The organism is Novosphingobium sp. BL-S-21 (genome assembly GCF_055521655.1).
On the sequence record NZ_CM145495.1, the window covers coordinates 1,477,501 to 1,493,296 of the forward strand.

Below are 15,796 nucleotides of genomic sequence, written 5' to 3' on the forward strand. Positions count from 1 at the left end.
ATCACGCCGGCCGCCAGGAAAATCGCCAGATCACGCGCCGGGAACGGCGTTCCGTCGTTCAAGGCCAGCGGCAGCGTGAGTACGCCTGCCAGCGTGATCGCGCCGCGTACACCGGCGAAGGACATGGCCGCGACCAGCCGCCAGTTGGGGCTGCGCACGGTCGCTGCCACGTTTCCGCCATTCCCTTCGGCATGACGCTTGCGCAGGATCGTGAACTTGAACGAGAGCCACACCCAGGCGAAACGCAGCGCGGCAAGGCCCAGCACGATCGCGACGACATAGAGCGCGAGCCAGCCCGGCTCCGTATGGCCGGTGACCGCCACGGTCAGCTTGGCTTCGGCGAGAATGCCGGGAAGCTGCTCCCCCAGCAGCACGAAGATGATACCGTTCAGCGTGAACTGGATGGTGTCCCATACCGAATTTCGGCGCATGCGCGTGACGGCCATGGCTTCGCGCGAAATCTCGGCAAAGGTCATGGTCACGCCGGCACTGACGGCGGCAAGGATGCCCGAGGCGTGGAAATGCTCGGCCAGCATATAGGAACCGAAAGGTATCAGCAGGCTGACGAGGATCTGCGAGCCGGTATCCTCTCCCCAGCGGCGCGTGACCCACGCCTTGGCGCGCGAAACGACCAGAGTGACGGCGACGCCGATCACCAGGCCTGCACCGGCAACCCAGAGGAAGTTGAGCGCGGCGCCGCCGGCGGAGAACGTGCCCGTCAGCGCGGCTGCTACGGCGAAACGCAGGCAGACGAGGCCGGAGGCGTCGTTGAGCAGCGATTCCCCTTCGAGAATGTGCATCATGCGCTTGGGGATCGGCACGCGCGCGGCAATGGCCGAGACGGCGATCGGGTCGGTGGGCGAGACGACGGCGGCAAGCGCGAAAGCCACGGCCAGCGGCATGGCCGGGATCATCCAGTTGATGAAGAGACCCATGCCGACGACTGTCGTCAGGACGAGGCCCAGCGCCAGTTCCACCACGGTGGAAACGTCCTTGAACAATTCGTCCTTGGGGATGCGCCAGCCGTCCAGGAACAGCAGGGGCGGCAGGAACAGCAGCAGGAACAGTTCGGGATCGAGGGACACGCTATAAGAGGTCGAGAGACCGATCACGCAGCCGAGCAGGATCTGCACGAGAGGCGTAGGGACCGACCAGGGGAGCATGCGCGATATCGCGCCGCTCACCACTACCGCTAGCAAAAGGAAAAGTACGACCGAAACTGATTCCAAACCTTGGCTCCTTCCATGTCTTCACACGCCATGTTTTCTCGCAGGGGACCATGGGGGTCCGGGCAAAGGATTGCAAATCCTGCATCCGTCATTTTTGCCGTGAATTCGCCCAGGGAAACCGTTTGAAACAGAATCGGATGCGTCGGCGCGGTCTCGACGGGTCTTGCGCACGCACCTTGAGGCTGGAAAGATGACATTTCGGTGTCCCCGCCGGCCGTTCGGCCGCGGCCCCTCGAAACGAAAGCGAGCAGTGACGAAGACCGCCCTGATCATCCGACACGTCCCTTACGAAGGCGTCGCGGGCTATCGCATGCCCATCGAGGCGGCCGGATATGACGTCGACCGCATCGACGTGACCGACCCGGCATTTGCCGCGCTGGATCTGCGCGAACCGGACCTGCTCATCATGATGGGCGGCCCCATGGGCATCTACGAGCAAGACCGGCACCCCTGGATTGCCTGCCAGATGCGCCGCCTTGCACTCAGGCTCGATGCCGCGCGGCCGACGCTGGGCGTCTGCTTCGGCGCCCAGATGATAGCCGCGGCGATGGGGGCAGAGGTCTTTGCCGGGCCGCACAAGGAAGTGGGCTTTCACAGCATCTCGGTGCATGACAACGCCATCGACGGCCCCTTGCGGCATATTGCCGGTGTGCCGGTGCTCCATTGGCACGGCGACACGTTCACCCTGCCCGCCGATGTCGAGCTGCTCGCATCCAGCCATCTCTATGCCCACCAGGCGTTCCGGCGCGGCAGCAATATCCTGGCGCTCCAGTTCCATGCCGAGATGGGGCTGGACCCGCGCTTCGATGCCTGGATCGAACAGTGGCCGGAATCTGTGATCGAGGCCGGCGGAGACGAAGCCTCGCTGCGCGCCGCGCATGACAGCCTTGGCCCTGCCGCGGTTGCGGCCGGACAGGCGATGATCGCGGAGTGGCTCGAAGGGCTGCGTTGAAGCCGAGGAACGCCGGTCAGACTTTCGTGGCTTTCTGCTCCAGCAGAATACGGCGAATCTCGCGGCTGCGGGCGGAAAATCCGCGGTGCTCGAAGAGTCCCAGCGGGGGATCGGCCAGGCACGAAGCCAGGGTCAGCGCGGTCTCCAAGCCCGGCCGGCGCAATTGCAGATCCCGCCGCCAGCGCTGGAACGCCACGCGCCAGCCGCGTTCGCCGATGGTCACGCGCACGCCCAGCCACGCCGCCAGGGTGTCCAGCTGCACCGCTAGAGCACGCCGGGCGCGTCCGGTCGGGAACAGGGCGGCAAGTTCGCCGCCGTCCAGCCCGCCCTCTTCCTCCGCAAGCCGGGCCATGTCCACAAGATGGCGCAAGTCGATCCGGCCGCGCCAATAGTCGGCTTCCTGCAATTGGTCGTGGAGGACGAAAAGCGCCGTGAGCGCCGCGGGGGACGGCATTGCGGCGGTACCCGTGCCGATGGCAAAGGGGCTGCAGGCATCGACAAGCCACTGCCAATTCCGTCCCCTGCCGATGCGCTTGAGGCGGTAGTGCAAGTCCAGCCCGCCGACGTCACGCTCTCGGCCCAGGTTGGCGCCCTGGCCCGGGCTCGTTTCCGTGGGACCGTCGAGCCGGCGGTAGCCGATGGCTTCCAGTGCGGCGAAGGCGCGCGCGCCCTCGTCTTCGCGAACCATGAGGTCCAGGTCGGTCAGCAGGCGGTCGTCACATTCCGGTCCCCGGTGCGCGAGCAAGGCGGCGCCCTTGAGCAGTACCGGGACGATGCCCTCTGCGGCCAGCGCCGCCACCGCCTCGGTCAGTTGCCCATGCATCATGCGGTTGCGCGCCGCGGTTCGCTCGGCAATGACGTGGAGCATCCTAGCGGCCTCAGGCGGAACGCGGGCGTCCTGCCCCCGCAGCGCCCCGGCCAGGGCCGGCGTGACGAGCGTACGATTGGCAAGGCCCAGCACCCCTTCCCAATCGGTCAAAGGCGGGATGCGGCCCTTCAGGCATGCGCACAGATCCAGGAAGGCCGCATGGTCGCGGGAGCGGTTCGCCATTCAGTTCCGGCAGGGCCGGAAAGCGCGACGTCCCGGCATCGGCGCGCCGCGAACGGGATCGTTCGCGAACGTCGCGGCGCGGAATGGCGCGCTTCGCAGCCTCCTCTGGGCGGAACGATGGTACCGCCTAGGCAAGCAGCGCCTCGATCATGGGTAGTGCCGCTTCGGCCTCGGCATAATGGAGCGTGCAGGTATCGGCATTGTCCACCATCCGGGCAAGACCGCGCATCTGCGCGGCCGTGCAGCGCCCCTCGCGCACGAAGCCTTCCTCCAGCAGCCGGCCAAGGCAGTCGATCGGGGATTGGGGAATGAGCCCGGCGGCACGGCCGTCCTCCCGGCGCAGATCGACGATGGCGGCAACGCGCTGCCATGCCGGAGCGACAGGCGACGGCAGCGGCGCATAACGCAGCCATTGCCCGTCGGCACGAAGCACAGGCGGCAATGCGGCAAGGCCGGGCAGAACGGCGGCGAGGCGATCCCAGCTACCGCTCTTGACCGTCAGCGGCAGAGGCACGCCCATCACCAGCCCGCTGCGCGGATCGAACAGGACGATATCGTCTCCCGCCAGCCCGAGCGGACCGGCCGAGACGGCGGCCATGGTCGCCAAAGTCGACTTTCCAGCGCCCGGCGCGCCGATCAGCAGCACAGCGCCGCTGTCGGGGCCCTGCGGCGAAACGAGGCAGGCGGCATGAAGGGCCACATATCCCGGCTGCTCCAGCACGAGATCGACGATGACGCCGCGCAGCACCGGCGCCGCGGCATCGCGGGCAGCAAGCGTTCCGGCCTGTTCGTCGAAGATGCCGGCAAGTTCGTCCGGGCCGTGGCCCATGGCTTCCACGGTGACGCGGGCGGCGGAATCGATCTCCGCGGCACCGGCCCCCGCTGCATCCAGAGCCGGTAAATGCGCATAGGCGACGGCGAGTTCGCGGCCCCATGCCCCCTCGGGAAAGTGTACCAAGATGTCCCGTCCGCCGGCGCGCAGCCGGACCAGATGGCCCTGCGCGTCGGACGGTCCGAAGTCGGCGGCCATGACCCGCTGGGCGCTCCAGGCAACCACGAGGGCGTCGACCTCGCCAGCGGACATGCCCATGGTCTCGTGCAGTTCATGGCGCAGATCGGCAAGGCCGATACCGTCCGCCAGGAGCGCCACAAGCATTCCGGCCGAACCGTTGAGCGCGTTCAGGCGCTGGGTCGCTTCTATGAAAAGGACCGGGCGATCGGCGATGACAAGCGGAACCACCCCGTCCGCCAGGCGCAGGAGCGGACCCCCGGCCTGCTCCTTCCCATCTGGCACGACCTCATCCGGCACGACATCCCCGGCCGTCTGCGTTCCAGACGCCATGCCCCCGTGCATCGCGGCGCCCTCCCCCGGTTGGTTTCGGCCTCGATCCCCGCGAACCCGTCAGGCGCGCAGGTTTTCGAGGCCGAAGACGATCAGTGGCCCGTACCCTTGCCGGCACCGTCCTTGCCCTTGGGGGTAACGCCCTCGGACTTGGGCAGGCTGGCTTCGGCACTCACCGATCCGGCATGGGTATCCCCCGTGCCGGGAACGCCGGTGTCCTTCGGACCCGAGCCCGAACCGCCGCCGTCCTTGACGCTGCCGCCATCTCCGGTGGAACCGCCGCTACCCGAGCCGCCGCCCGGCGTGCTGCCGGAACCGCCGCCGCTCGAAGACCCGCCGCTGCCACCGCCGCCGCCGCCACCGCCCGACTTCGCAATCGCCGTCGAGGTCAGGGACGTCGACAGGAGCATCGTCATCGCCGGGGGTACGAGAAGCGAATACTTCCCACAGGCGGCAAGAAAGGACCGCCGGTCGTTTTGGCCGAGTTCAGCCAGTTTTTCCTCCGCAAGCTTCATGTATTCGACTCCTCGCCAAGTCTTCCGAAGTTACATGAGTCGCAGGGGCCAGAAAGCGGCAATCTGGACCTGATGGTGACACCTATCCCGATGCCACGGCCGTCGAATCCAAATGGGGCAGGCCACTACCTCCAACGCGCCGCTTACAGGCTACCAAGGACTTAGGGCTTTTTGGACAAGGCCTGCCGGCATGCCTGTAACGCCCCTGTTTCCGGCCCAGAATCATGGTGTGAAATCACGGCGTGAATCAGGCCGTGACCTAGAGCAGCGGGCTGACCAGACGCGCGCCGTTTTCCACGAAACGCCGCATCCGCGACCGCGCGCGCCATTCCGCCAGGGTCAGTTCGTCACTGCCGGCGATGTAGTTCTTCTGGATCCGCGCGAGATCCTCGATCCCCGGCCGGTCGAGAAGGAGCAGGCTGACTTCCTCGTTGAGCTGGAAAGAGCGCACATCGACATTGCTGGAGCCGACGATGCCCAGGCTCTCGTCTATCCGCACCGCCTTGGCGTGCAGCAGGAAGCCGCGATAGCGGTGGATGCGCACTCCGTGCGACAGCAGTTCGTCGTAGTAGGACGACTGGGCAAGGTTCACCAGCAGCTGGTCCACCACCTCGGACACGACGATATGCACTTCCACCCCGCGCAGGACGGCCGTGATCAGCGCGCCCAGCAGCCCCTCGTCCGGGATGAAGTAAGGCGTGACCAGCACGATCTCGCGCTCTGCCCGGGCCACCTGCCAGGTCAGCAGGGTCAGGAACCCTTCCAGCGGATAGTTCGCGCCGCTCGGCAGGACCTGAAGGATGGAATCGCCCGCGGGAGCCGGCAAGGCGAGTGCCGGTTCCAGCATTTCCTCAGTCTCCATAAACCAGTCCGACACGAAGATCGCCGACATCGCCGCGACGGCCGGACCGGTGACGCGCGCCACGAGTTCGCGGTTGGTCACGCCCGGGCGGAAATCCTTGGCGACGATGTTGAGCGAACCGGCGTAGCCGATCTTTCCGTCGATCAGGAACAGCTTGCGGTGGTTGCGCATGTCGCGCCGGGTGCGCCCCCGGATCAGGCGGAACGGCAGCATCCGGCGCACGCGGACGCCCTGTCCGCGCAGCGCCAGCAAAGTGCCCTTGAGCCAGCGATAGGAGCCGACCGGATCGACCAGGACATGGCAGGGCACGCCGCGATCGACCGCCCGGCCCAGTGCAGCGATCACCCGGCCGGCCGTGGCGTCATCGGCAAAGATGTAGGAAAGCAGCCGCACATGCTCGTGCGCCGCGTCGATATCGGCAACCAGCCGCGCGATCACCGCGTCATAGTCGTCCAGAAGTTGCACCGCATTGCCGCCCACGGCGGGCAAGTGGCCCAGCCGGCCCGCCAGTTCGACCACTTCGGCCGGGACAAGCGCGGCACCCGGCGCATCGCGCGCCATGCGCCCGGCGGCATCGCGGAAGAAGCCGCGCAGGCTCTCGAAGCGCTCGACCCGCCAGGCGGGGAAACGCGGACTGCCGATCGCGGTGAAAAGCAGCAGTCCGGGCACCGGCAGGAAGAAGATCAGCAGCAGCCAGCTCGCCGCCGCCGCAGGCGAGCGCCGCAGCGGCACGACTGCCAGCATCGTCAGCCGAATGCCCCACTCGACGATGTAGTAGGCCTCGCCGAGAGTGGGCAGCGTGATCATGCGCGGAAGTCTTGGGCAATCTCCGCATGATGCGCAAGGGCGTTCCCCGCCCTGCGTGCCGCTGCACGGGATGGCGAACAGCCGAATTCGCCCGGGCAATCAGATCGCCGCGCCTGTCGATAATCCGCGCGTTCGGTCGTAGAGGGGATGCAGCTTCATCGACGCAGCTACAGCAACAGGGCACCTGCATGACCGCCAATCCGTCTTCCGTGGCCAGCCAGCGCATCGCCGATATCCTGGCCGAGCGCATTCTTGCGGGCGACCTCGCCCCCGGTGCCCGGATCAAGCAGGACGAACTGGCGGAGGAACTCGACATCAGCCGCATCCCCGTGCGCGATGCACTGCGGATGCTCGAAGCGCGCGGGCTCGTGGTCATGCGGCCCAATGCCGGGGCGCGAGTCACCGCCCTGACCACGCGCGACCTGGAAGTCTCCTTCGAGATCCGCGCGCGCGTGGAACCTCTGCTGCTGGCCGAAAGCGTGCCCGGCCTGACCGAGGGCGACATTGCCGACCTTTCCGCGACGATGGCCCGGATCGAACGGGCGACCGATCTCGACGAGACGATCGCGCTGGGCCGGGAATTCCACTGGATCACCTATCGCCGCCACGACACGCCCTTGCTGGCGCAGATCGTCGAGCGCGTGTGGGATACGACGCAAAGCTACCGCCGCGCCTATATGAAGCTCTCGCTCGGCCAGGGAAACCGCACCCACGACGTGGAGCACCGGCTGCTCTACGATGCGATCTGCCGCGGCGAGATCGAGACGGCGCAATCGGTGCTGTCAATGCATATCCGGCGCACTTCGCTGGGCCTGCAGCGCTATGCCCACCTCCTGAGCGCGGCACCCGAGGCGCGCGCTGTGCCGCCCGAATGACCCCGGCATAACGCCGACCCGATCTCTTCGCCGCCGCGTTGCCTGCCCGCTCCGGAGACGGCTAGAGCATTGTCCCGTCAGGTGGAAACACCTGATGGCTCGGAAAATGCGACACATTGAAAGCTTGGAGCCGGGAAATCGACAGCCAGGAGGGAGCTTGCGCCGGATGCCGGATATTGCCGAACGCGCGCATAACATAGCCCAGTTGCGCGCCCTAGCCCGGCGCCGGCTGCCCCGTGCCATCTGGGAATTCGTGGAACGCGGCACGGAAGACGACCTGCTGATCGGCCGCAACGTTTCGGCGCTGCAGGCCCTGAACCTTCTGCCGCGGACCTTGCGGGACGTGTCCAGCCGCTCGGCCCGCACGACGCTGTTCGGACGCAGCCAGCCGCTGCCGCTCGTCATTGCCCCCACCGGCGTGGCCGATCTCATGTGGCACCGCGGAGAGCGCGCGATCGCGGGCGCGGCGGCGGCGGCAGGCATCCCCTTCACCCAGACGACCAGCTCCACCACCGCCTTTGCCGAGATCGCAAAAGTCGCCTCGGCCGGCCATTGGATGCAGATGTATCTCTGGGAACGGCGAGACCTCTCCTGGCAGGTCGTCGACGCCGCGCGCGATCATGGGGCGGACGTCCTGGTGCTCACGGTCGACACCCCGCTCTGGCCGCTGCGCGAATTCAACCGCCGCGCCGGCATGTCCAACCCGGTGCGTCCCAATGCCCGGCTGGTCGGAGACTTCCTGCGCCGCCCCGGCTGGCTGGCCTCGGTGATCGGCCGCTACATGCTCGAAGGCGGCCTGCCCCAGTTCGCGAACTACCCAGCGGAAGTGGGCGGCCGGGTCACGGGCAAAGTCGCCAGGGTGACCAATTCGGCCTCGGTGGACTGGAAGGACGTGGAGGCGCTGCGGCGGCGCTGGCCCGGCAAGCTGGTGGTGAAGGGCCTGCTCCATCCCGAGGATGCCCGGCTTGCGGTGGAGCACGGGGTGGACGGCATCGCGGTCTCCAACCACGGCGGGCGCAATTTCGATTCCTCGCCGCCCGCGATCGCCGCCCTTCCCGCGGTGGTCGATGCCGTTGCCGGCCGGGCGACGGTCCTGTTCGACAGCGGCGTGCGGCGGGGCGCAGACGTCATCAAGGCTTTGGCCCTGGGCGCCGATGCCGTGATGGTCGGCCGTGCGACGCTCTATGGCTGCGCCGCGGCAGGCGAGCGGGGCGCCGCCCATGCACTGTCCCTGCTCGCCAACGAGATCGACGTGGCCATGGCCATGCTGGGGATTGCCGCGCTGGACGAGCTGAACCGGGACTTCGTGGTCCCCGCCGTCTAGCGCGCAGCCTCGCGACCTTTCGAAGGCGCGATCTGGCCATCCGCGCGCCCGGCCTGCGGGCTATCGCATTTGGCTATTTCTGCCTCGATTGACCGGCGCCCGGCTTGAGGCCGCCAGCAAAGCTCAGCAATCAGCCCTACACAATTGCGGTGGCGGCCGTGCTCGATGTGATGGCCGAGTCGCAAGATTGCCGACCGTCGCTGGAGCCGGGCCGCTGCCGCGCGTGTCGCCAATAATGTCCGCCTCCCGAAACCAAGAGCAAGGGGCGGGCCAGAGGAGAAGTGCATGGAAGACCCCCGCGCCCTTATTGCGCGCGAACCGATGCATTACCGGCAGGTCATCGCCGTCGGTATCGCCACCGCGCTCAACGCACTCGACGGTTTCGACGTGCTCTCGATCAGCTTCGCCGCGCCCGGCATCGCCAGGGACTGGGGCATCGACCGCGCCGCCCTGGGCCTGGTTCTGTCGATGGAACTGTTCGGCATGGGTATCGGCGCCTTCGTGCTGGGCAACCTGGCCGACAAGGTGGGTCGCCGCCCGATGCTGCTCGCCTGCCTGGTGATCATGAGCATCGGCATGGCGCTCGCCTCGACCGCCGCCACCGTGCCGATCCTGTCCGCCTACCGCCTGTTCACCGGCCTGGGCATCGGCGGCATGCTGGCCGCGACCAATGCCGTCGTCGCGGAATGCTCGAACGCGCGCCGTCGCAACCTCACGGTCGCCATCATGGCGGGGGGCTATCCGATGGGTGCCATCGTCGGCGGTTCGGCCGCATCCTGGCTGCTCGCCGCGACGGGCCGGTGGGAATCGGTCTTCCAGTTCGGCGCCGTGGTGACGGTCTGCTTCATCCCGCTGGTGCTCTGGCTGGTGCCGGAAACCATGGCCTTCCTGCTGCTGAAGCGGCCTGCAGGAGCGCTGGACAAGATCAACCGCACGCTCGAGCGGCAGGGCCGCGCGCCCATCGCCGCCATGCCGCCCTCCGATCCGGTACCGCAGAAGGCCGGCGTCAGCGCGCTCTTCGCCCCCGGCATGGCGCATGTCACGATCATGCTCACCGCCACTTATTTCTTCCATATGATGACCTTCTATTTCCTGGTGAAGTGGATTCCCAAGATCGTCGTCGACCTGGGCTTCCCGCCCGCGCTGGCCGGGGGCGTGCTGGTCTGGGGTAACGTGGGCGGCGCAATCGGCTCGATCGCGGTCAGCCTGCTCAGCCAGAAAGTCGGGATCCGCCCGGTGGTGGTCGCCACGATGTTCCTGGGGGCCATGGCAGTCGTCGTCTTCGGCCAGGGCGCCGTCACGCTCGGCAGCCTCTCCGTGATCGCCGCGATCGCGTGCTTCTTCGCCAACGGAGCCACGGCCGGCCTCTATGCCGTGATCGCGCAAAGCTATCCCGCTGCCCTGCGGGCCGGCGGGACCGGTCTGGTCATCGGCATCGGCCGCGCCGGTGCGGCGCTGGGCCCGATCCTGGCGGGCGTGCTGTTCACCGCCGGATGGAGCCTCGCCCCGGTCGCCATCGCGCTGGGCTGCGGCACCCTGGTGGGCGGCGTGCTGCTCTCGCTGACGCGTTACCGCGAGAGCGCCATCGCCTGATAGGCCGATAAGAATCGCCTGATCGGCGGATAAAAGTGACGGGACGGCCAGTTCGCAGCGGCCGTCCCGCTAAAATAGCAAGACCTTCCAGAGAGGACTTCCCGATGCGCTCCCCCCGCGCCCTGCATCTGCTTGCCTGCGGCTCCCTTGCCGTCCTGACCGCCGCTTTCCCCTATCAGCCCTTATTCGCCCAGTCGGTTCCCCCGGAATCGAAGGACGTGGGCGAAGGCACGCTTTCCACCCAGGCCCCTCCCGGCATTCGCCCGGCCAAGTCGCAGGCCCGTCCGGCCGAGGCGCTCCCCGGCGGCCGTCCCGGCCCCGAGGGCCTGCCCCAGAACATCCGCTGGACGGAAGACTGGTCTAGGCCCGCCGCCGCGGACGATCCCCTGCTGGTGAAGATCAAGCACATCCCCATCGCCAATGACGACGTCTACCTGACGCTCGGCGGCGAGGCGCGCGTCTACTACACCGACTGGCACCACTCCTCGCTGGGCCTGAAGCCGAACGACAACAACGACCCGGTCCAGTCGCGCCTGCGCCTGCTGGCAGACCTGCATGTCGGCCAGAACCTTCGCGCCTACGTCGAATTGGGCGACAACCGCGAATATGGCGAACAGTTCGCCACCGCGCCCAACCGCGACAAAGTGGACGTCTACCAGGCCTTCGTCGACGTGACGGTGCCGCTGGGCAAGGCCGGCAAAGTGACCTTCCGCCCCGGCCGCTTCGAAATGCCGCTGGGCAACGGCAAGCTGGTGGGCGTGCGCGAAGGCCTGAACATGCGCTTCACCTACCAGGGCGTGCGCGCCACCTACATCCTGCCGGGCAAAGTCTCGGTAGACGTCTTCGCGGTGAAGCCGATCCTGATCGATCCGGGCACGTTCGACGACGGCCCGAACCACGCGCAGGACTTCCACGGCGTCTACATCAGCGCGCCCAACCGCATCGCCGGCTTCGGCACCGACCTCTACTGGTACGAGATGGAGCGCGACCGCGCGACCCTGGCCGCCGGTGTCGGCAAGGACGACCGCAACAACTGGGGCGGCCGCCTCTGGAAGCGCGGGGCCCGCTGGGACCTCGACCTCGAAGCCACCTATCAGAGCGGCTCTTTCATCGGCAAGGACATCGAAGCCTACGGCGCCATGTTCGAAGGCGGCTATACCCTGGGCGGCGCACCGATGAAGCCGCGGCTCGGCCTGCGCGCCAACTACTTCAGCGGCGACAAGGACCTGACCGACGGCAAGGTCGGCACCTTCGTTCCCGCCGCCGCGCGTCTGCCGCTCATCACCGAGGGCGCCTTCTTCAGCTTCTCCAACCTGATGGACATCTATCCCTCGGTGACGGTGAAGCCGCTTCCCGCGATCACCGTCATGGCCGGACCGGACTTCCTCTGGCGCGCGCGCAAGGGCGACGGCGTCTATATCGGCCCCTCGGGATCGAGCTTCACGCCTTACGATTCCAGCCGCTCGATCGGTACGGACCTCAACCTGGAGGCTTCGTGGCAGGCCACTGATCGCCTGGCGTTCCGTCTCTGGGAAACCTACTTCGCCGCCAGCGATTCGTTCCAGGCGAATGGCGGCAAGAACGGCAACTACTTCGGGCTCATGGCCAACTATCGCTTCTGAGGCGATCTGGAACGGCAGGCGATCCGGTACCGCCGGATCGCCTGCCGTGTACCCAGCTCAAAAGATCCACTGCCTCGACATGCCGCGAGGACAGCGAAGCGTCAGGCCAGCAGGTCCTCGTAAAAGGCACCGAACGGCCGAGTGGGATGGCGGATCTGCATTTCCAGGATCCATAGCCCCTTGCCGGGCAAGACATCGAGATCGCCCAGATTCCCGCCCTTGTGCACGGAGTGCGGATAGTCGCCGACCCGGTGTCCGCGGATGTCGAGGTTGAGGACCCAGCCCATCGCCCGCGCTTCTTCCTCGGCACGGGCATAAAGCGCGCGGCCGGTCACCTCGCCCTGCCCCCAGATCGCCTGCACCCGGTCGAACAGCATCTTCACGTCGCGCGCGCAGGCCTGCATCCCGGCATCCTCGCCAACGGTGAACGTGGCGCCCACGTCGCCCTCGTGCCCGAAGAACACCGGGCCCATGTCGATGAAATAGATGTCGTCCGCGCCCAGGACGGCGTCGCCCTCGGATCGATCGCTGAAGATCTTCAGCGTGTTCTCGCCAAAGCGTACGAGCACGGGGTGCCAGGACTTCTCCAGACCCAGTTCCGCCAGCGCCGCCTCGCCGATGGCCACGGCCTCGCGCTCCCGCATGCCCGGGCGGACCTGGGCGACGATCCGTTCCAGCGCGCGCCAGGACAGGGCCTGGGCCTCGCGCAGAGCTTCAGGCGAATAGCCCGGTCCCACGGCTTCGCGCGGGGAAGAAAGGGTCGTCATCTCGGCTCCGTCATGGCTGTGGGAATCCTTCTGCACGCTCACGCCTCCGGATCGCCATAGACCCAGGCCATCGTGCCCGAGCGCAGGCGCACTTCGCGGCGCACGTAGTCTATCTCATAGGCATCGGCATGGGCCAGGTCCTCGGCGGAGATCCGGAACAGCGTGCCCTCCACCGCTTCGTCCTCGCGGTCGCTCGGCTCCACCATCGGGTGCCAGCGCGTCCCGCTCTTGGAGATGACATCGGCGTCGGTGATCTCGATCATGCGCTGCCGCCAGCCGGGCATGGCGTCCGGCTCGCCCTCGATCCGCCGTCCGAACAGCGCCAGTTGAACCGCTTCCTGTCGCAAGGTGCCGTAGGAGAAGAGGTGAACGTCCTGCATGGTCACTCCGATCGCCGGCCCGAACGGCCGTATCCCGCCGGATACAGCGCTGCCGGTCTTATGCAAGCCCGGGCGCTGTCACGCGAGCACGGCGTTGACGATGCGGGCCTGGGTGAATTCCTCCAGCCCGGCCTGTCCCTGATGGCGCCCGATGCCCGACTGCTTCGCACCGCCGATCGGCACTTCGAAAGGCAGGCTGAACACGCGGTTGACCCAGACCAGCCCGCTCTCGATACGTCCCGCCAGCTTCAGGGCGCGCTCCGTGTCGCCGCTCCAGACCGAGGCGCCAAGGCCGTATTCGCTCTCGTTCACGCGGCTCACCGCCTCGTCCACGCTGTCATAGGCCAACAGCGGAATGACCGGACCGAACTGCTCCTCGCGCACGAGGCGGGCATGTTCGGGCAAGTCGCGGATCACGGTGGGCGGGACGAACCAGCCCTCTTTCTCCAGCGGCGCGCCGCCGACGACCACGCGCCCAAGCGCGCGGCTCTCTGCCAGAAGTTCCGCCAGCCGCGCGTGCTGTGCGGCGTTCTGGACCGGGCCTAGCGTGGTCGCGGGGTCGAGGCCGCTGCCGGTCACGGCCTGCCGCGCGAGGTCTGCCAGAGCGTCGCAGAGCGCGTCAATCTTTCCGCGCGGCGCATAGATGCGCTTGATGCCGATGCAGACTTGCCCGGCATTGGCCATGGCGCCTTCGAACAGCCGGGGCGCGATGGCGGAAATGTCCGCATCGTCGAGCACGAGCGCGGCATCGTTGCCGCCCAGTTCCAGCGTGAAACGCTTCAGGCTGTCCGCCGCCGAGGCCATGACCTTGCGCCCCGTTGCCGTCGATCCGGTGAAACTGACATGAGCGATGCCGGGATCCGGGGCCAGCAGCGGACCCAGCGTTCCGTCGTCGCCCAAAGTCTGGAACACGCCGGGCGGCAGCAGGTCGGCCGCCAGTTCGCCCAGCAGAAGCGCGGTCAGCGGCGTGGTCGGCGCGGGCTTGGCGATGACGCAGTTTCCCGCGACCAGTGCCGGCGCCAGCTTGAGCACCAGCACCAGCAGCGGGAAATTCCACGGTACGATCGCCGCGACCACGCCCAGCGGATAGCGCTGTTCGACGATCCGCTCTCCCGGTGCATCCACCAGGACGCGCTCCTCCAGCCTCAGGCCCGCATGATAGCGCAGCGCTTCGATGGAAGCGCCGACTTCGCCGCGTGCTTCGCCCAGCGGCTTGCCCTGTTCCTGAGTCAGCAGGCGGGCGAAAGCCTCCGCGCGCTCCGCCAGGGCCGAAGCCAGCGCTTCCAGAGCGCGGGCACGGTCCTTCGCCGGGCTGTCGCGCCAAGCCGGAAAGGCCCGATTGGCGGCGGCAATCGCGCGTTGCGCCATGGCGCGATCGGCGCACCAGCTAGGCGTGAGCACCGTGCCGGTGGCGGGGTCGAAAACGTCGAAAGTGAAGGCGCCTTCGTGAAGACGCCCGTCGATAAGCATGGCTGGCTGCATGCCCGTCCCTTAGGCGCCGGACGCCGCGCCGTACACCCTGCGCGCACCCGCGTCCCGCCCTGCCGGCGCGGGCGAGGGAACAATCTCGAACCTTTGCAGTTGATTAGATGCGGGGTTGTGCCCGGCAGCAACGAAAGGAGCAGCCAGCCATGACAAGAATAGCGCCCTGTATGGGAGAAGAACGGAGGCTAGACCTCCTGACCATCGCCGGCATCACGGTGGTGCTCTGGATCGCGATCATCGGCATGGCCATGGTCGTGCTGTGACTTTCGACCCGGCACCTCAGCAGGCCACCTTGCGCAAGGATTTCTCGATCTCGCCGCCGCAATAGGCGTCGCCATATCGTTCCTTCGCGTCGCTCGCCAGACGCGCCAGCGCCGGCCTTTGCCCCATCCGGCCAACAAGTGCGGAAACCCGGGGTGCCGCGCGCTCCAGCCGCGATGCGATCTGGCCGAAACGTTCGGTCATCGTCGACCAGAGCACGGCCGTGACCACATCGGCCAGGCCCGCCGCGTCGCCGCCAAGGAGATAACCCTCGCCGTCGCCCAGGCCGTGCGCGCGGCCGGTCGCTTCCCAGATGGCCATCCAGCGTTCCAGGCGCGGCAGGAACTCCTGCCATTCCTCCTTGTCCCACATCTCCCGTCCACCATCCATCGTGAGTTCGTCGATCACGTCATTGGCGTCGTTCACCACCTTGATCGATGCGGCCCGGCCTTCGGGCGTCGCGGGCAGGAGATCCAGCTTCTCGCCCAGATAGAGCGCGATGGCGGGCATCTGGGCGATGGCGAAGTCGTTCGCCCGGTCGATCAGGACCGGCGGCCCCATGAAAGGCACCGGCTGATCGCCGGGAGACTTGCCCATGAGATCGGCGATCTCATCGCTGTCGTGCTCGTCCCAGGTCTTGCCGGCGAAAGCCAGGATCCCGCGAAGGAACTGGCCACGAAACGGGACGGGCCAATAGTAAAGATCGAAATCGGACATCGCGCGCAGGCTCC

At 67.4% G+C, this 15,796-nt stretch carries 14 protein-coding genes (1 of these 14 cut by a window edge); 5 read left to right on the forward strand and 9 right to left on the reverse strand.

The features are described from left to right. On the reverse strand, nucleotides 1-1,229 hold the 5' portion of the coding sequence (locus tag ACZ1J6_RS05880; protein WP_431566767.1) for a Na+/H+ antiporter. 424 nt of this gene lie to the left of the window's left edge; only the first 1,229 of its 1,653 coding nucleotides appear in the window; the start codon lies at nucleotides 1,227-1,229; its stop codon lies off the left edge, out of view. A gap of 310 nt (nucleotides 1,230-1,539) precedes the next feature. On the opposite strand from ACZ1J6_RS05880, the gene ACZ1J6_RS05885 reads away from it, so the two are divergent. Then, nucleotides 1,540-2,181 (forward strand): glutamine amidotransferase, encoded by a 642-nt coding sequence (locus ACZ1J6_RS05885; protein WP_243841267.1) that lies wholly within the window; start codon nucleotides 1,540-1,542, stop codon nucleotides 2,179-2,181. A 16-nt stretch (nucleotides 2,182-2,197) separates the two neighbouring features. Here ACZ1J6_RS05885 and ACZ1J6_RS05890 read toward each other — a convergent pair whose 3' ends face one another. The 4 genes from ACZ1J6_RS05890 to cls all read right to left on the reverse strand — a co-directional run bounded on the left by ACZ1J6_RS05890 (nucleotide 2,198) and on the right by cls (nucleotide 6,758). Then, entirely contained in the window at nucleotides 2,198-3,232 is a 1,035-nt protein-coding gene (locus ACZ1J6_RS05890) for a nucleotidyltransferase family protein (protein WP_431566768.1), read from the reverse strand. A gap of 127 nt (nucleotides 3,233-3,359) precedes the next feature. Further along, nucleotides 3,360-4,574 carry a hypothetical protein gene (locus ACZ1J6_RS05895; RefSeq protein ID WP_431566769.1) on the reverse strand — a complete coding sequence of 405 codons (1,215 nt, stop codon included), beginning with the start codon at nucleotides 4,572-4,574 and terminating at the stop codon, nucleotides 3,360-3,362. Between the two features lie 92 nt (nucleotides 4,575-4,666). Continuing rightward, on the reverse strand, nucleotides 4,667-5,089 hold the full coding sequence (locus ACZ1J6_RS05900; RefSeq protein WP_431566770.1) for a hypothetical protein: 423 nt from the start codon (nucleotides 5,087-5,089) through the stop codon (nucleotides 4,667-4,669). A 259-nt stretch (nucleotides 5,090-5,348) separates the two neighbouring features. Beyond that, the gene (gene cls, locus ACZ1J6_RS05905; protein ID WP_431566771.1) at nucleotides 5,349-6,758 is read right to left on the reverse strand and encodes a cardiolipin synthase; all 1,410 of its coding nucleotides are present in this window, start codon (nucleotides 6,756-6,758) and stop codon (nucleotides 5,349-5,351) included. 188 nt (nucleotides 6,759-6,946) lie between these two features. On the opposite strand from cls, the gene ACZ1J6_RS05910 reads away from it, so the two are divergent. The 4 genes from ACZ1J6_RS05910 to ACZ1J6_RS05925 all read left to right on the forward strand — a co-directional run bounded on the left by ACZ1J6_RS05910 (nucleotide 6,947) and on the right by ACZ1J6_RS05925 (nucleotide 12,172). After that, entirely contained in the window at nucleotides 6,947-7,633 is a 687-nt protein-coding gene (locus tag ACZ1J6_RS05910) for a GntR family transcriptional regulator (protein ID WP_132269380.1), read from the forward strand. A gap of 166 nt (nucleotides 7,634-7,799) precedes the next feature. Further along, nucleotides 7,800-8,957 (forward strand): alpha-hydroxy acid oxidase, encoded by a 1,158-nt coding sequence (locus ACZ1J6_RS05915; RefSeq protein WP_431566772.1) that lies wholly within the window; start codon nucleotides 7,800-7,802, stop codon nucleotides 8,955-8,957. Between the two features lie 285 nt (nucleotides 8,958-9,242). Beyond that, nucleotides 9,243-10,550, forward strand: a complete 1,308-nt coding sequence (locus ACZ1J6_RS05920; RefSeq protein ID WP_431566773.1) for an MFS transporter — start codon at nucleotides 9,243-9,245, stop codon at nucleotides 10,548-10,550. Between the two features lie 104 nt (nucleotides 10,551-10,654). Further along, complete coding sequence (locus ACZ1J6_RS05925) at nucleotides 10,655-12,172, forward strand: alginate export family protein (protein WP_431566774.1); 1,518 nt, start codon at nucleotides 10,655-10,657, stop codon at nucleotides 12,170-12,172. Between the two features lie 101 nt (nucleotides 12,173-12,273). Here the strand turns inward: ACZ1J6_RS05925 and ACZ1J6_RS05930 are convergent, their stop codons facing one another. The 4 genes from ACZ1J6_RS05930 to ACZ1J6_RS05945 all read right to left on the reverse strand — a co-directional run bounded on the left by ACZ1J6_RS05930 (nucleotide 12,274) and on the right by ACZ1J6_RS05945 (nucleotide 15,782). Beyond that, complete coding sequence (locus ACZ1J6_RS05930; RefSeq protein ID WP_431566775.1) at nucleotides 12,274-12,939, reverse strand: M24 family metallopeptidase; 666 nt, start codon at nucleotides 12,937-12,939, stop codon at nucleotides 12,274-12,276. A 38-nt stretch (nucleotides 12,940-12,977) separates the two neighbouring features. Next, nucleotides 12,978-13,319 (reverse strand): gamma-glutamylcyclotransferase family protein, encoded by a 342-nt coding sequence (locus ACZ1J6_RS05935; RefSeq protein ID WP_431566776.1) that lies wholly within the window; start codon nucleotides 13,317-13,319, stop codon nucleotides 12,978-12,980. 78 nt (nucleotides 13,320-13,397) lie between these two features. After that, a complete protein-coding gene (locus ACZ1J6_RS05940) occupies nucleotides 13,398-14,801 on the reverse strand; it encodes an aldehyde dehydrogenase family protein (protein WP_465127079.1) in 1,404 nt (467 codons plus the stop codon). A gap of 282 nt (nucleotides 14,802-15,083) precedes the next feature. Beyond that, nucleotides 15,084-15,782 (reverse strand): glutathione S-transferase, encoded by a 699-nt coding sequence (locus ACZ1J6_RS05945; protein WP_431566778.1) that lies wholly within the window; start codon nucleotides 15,780-15,782, stop codon nucleotides 15,084-15,086. Nucleotides 15,783-15,796: the final 14 nt, after the last annotated feature.